An 898-nucleotide genomic window follows, 5' to 3' on the forward strand; every position below is an offset into this window, starting at 1 on the left:
GCGTATGTGCCGTACTGCCTATCATCGTGCGCAACTTCTGTTTGAACAGACTCTCTGCTGTTCTCGGATTGAAATTCTTTGCCATAACTCTAAATTTTAAAAGTTTATATCGTGGGGCGCGGGGAATCGAACCCCGACGGCTTTCTACGCTTTCTTATTTCGATTTACCAACTCTCCGGCCGTGCCTGCCGCCCCTGCCCGTCTTTCCGGGCTGCCAGTTATCCGGCAATCTATTTGCCTTGTTCTTCTATCATCGAAAGGACAACCATCCTGTCTTCATCCCAAAGCGGAAGCCCCAATTCAATGGTCCGTTTCACCACTTCCATCTCACCGACCAGCCCTACCGCTTCTTTGCGGAAATCGGTATCGTCATACGCATGTGCCTTGCCAATCAGAAAATCGGTCAGGTTGTCGATAACTTCCTTTTGACGTTCACATTTCATTTCATAGTTCAGCACTCGCACATGAACATCGCGGATAATCCGGCTGTCCCCATGTTTCTTGAAATCTTTGCAGAACTCATCCTTGTTCATCGAAGTGTTCAGATAAACCGCATGGATGTAATCAAAATCCTCTGCTGTAGGGGTTATCCCCGTCCGTTCCATAAATTCTTGCTGTGTCATAAACTCACTTATTTTATTGTATTATTCTGCATCTTCAATTTTGAAAGAAAAGCACTTATCCGCCAATACTCTTTTTACAAAGTCTAAGTCGTATCTATCAGCTGAAAAGAAAACTGCCTGATAATCTACACTGGGATAAGCCTTGATTGCTGTTGTATCTACCATCTTCTTGACCAGTCCGTAAAGAGCTTCGGCGGTCTCGGCTGTTGCTTGAGCTATAATTACTTTTGCTTTCATTTTCTTTAATCCTTAAAATTCGCTAATCACACGCCTTT

2 protein-coding genes are annotated in these 898 nt (G+C 44.2%); both read right to left on the bottom strand.

From position 1 onward, the window contains the following. Positions 1–230 precede the first annotated feature (230 nt). Positions 231–623 carry a hypothetical protein gene (locus ABUA47_RS14555; RefSeq protein ID WP_007758936.1) on the bottom strand — a complete coding sequence of 131 codons (393 nt, stop codon included), beginning with the start codon at positions 621–623 and terminating at the stop codon, positions 231–233. A 21-nt stretch (positions 624–644) separates the two neighbouring features. Then, positions 645–860 carry a hypothetical protein gene (locus ABUA47_RS14560; RefSeq protein WP_007751500.1) on the bottom strand — a complete coding sequence of 72 codons (216 nt, stop codon included), beginning with the start codon at positions 858–860 and terminating at the stop codon, positions 645–647. Positions 861–898 lie beyond the last annotated feature (38 nt).

It is taken from the genome of Bacteroides sp. RTP31139st1_H2_RTP31139_211217 (genome assembly GCF_040227615.1).
In the GTDB taxonomy this organism is placed as follows: domain Bacteria; phylum Bacteroidota; class Bacteroidia; order Bacteroidales; family Bacteroidaceae; genus Bacteroides; species Bacteroides uniformis.

Bases quoted from the DNA above. Each gene is read 5' to 3' on its own strand.
- ABUA47_RS14560 (WP_007751500.1), bottom strand. From the start codon at position 860: ATGAAAGCAAAAGTAATTATAGCTCAAGCAACAGCCGAGACCGCCGAA.
- ABUA47_RS14555 (WP_007758936.1), bottom strand. From the start codon at position 623: ATGACACAGCAAGAATTTATGGAACGGACGGGGATAACCCCTACAGCA.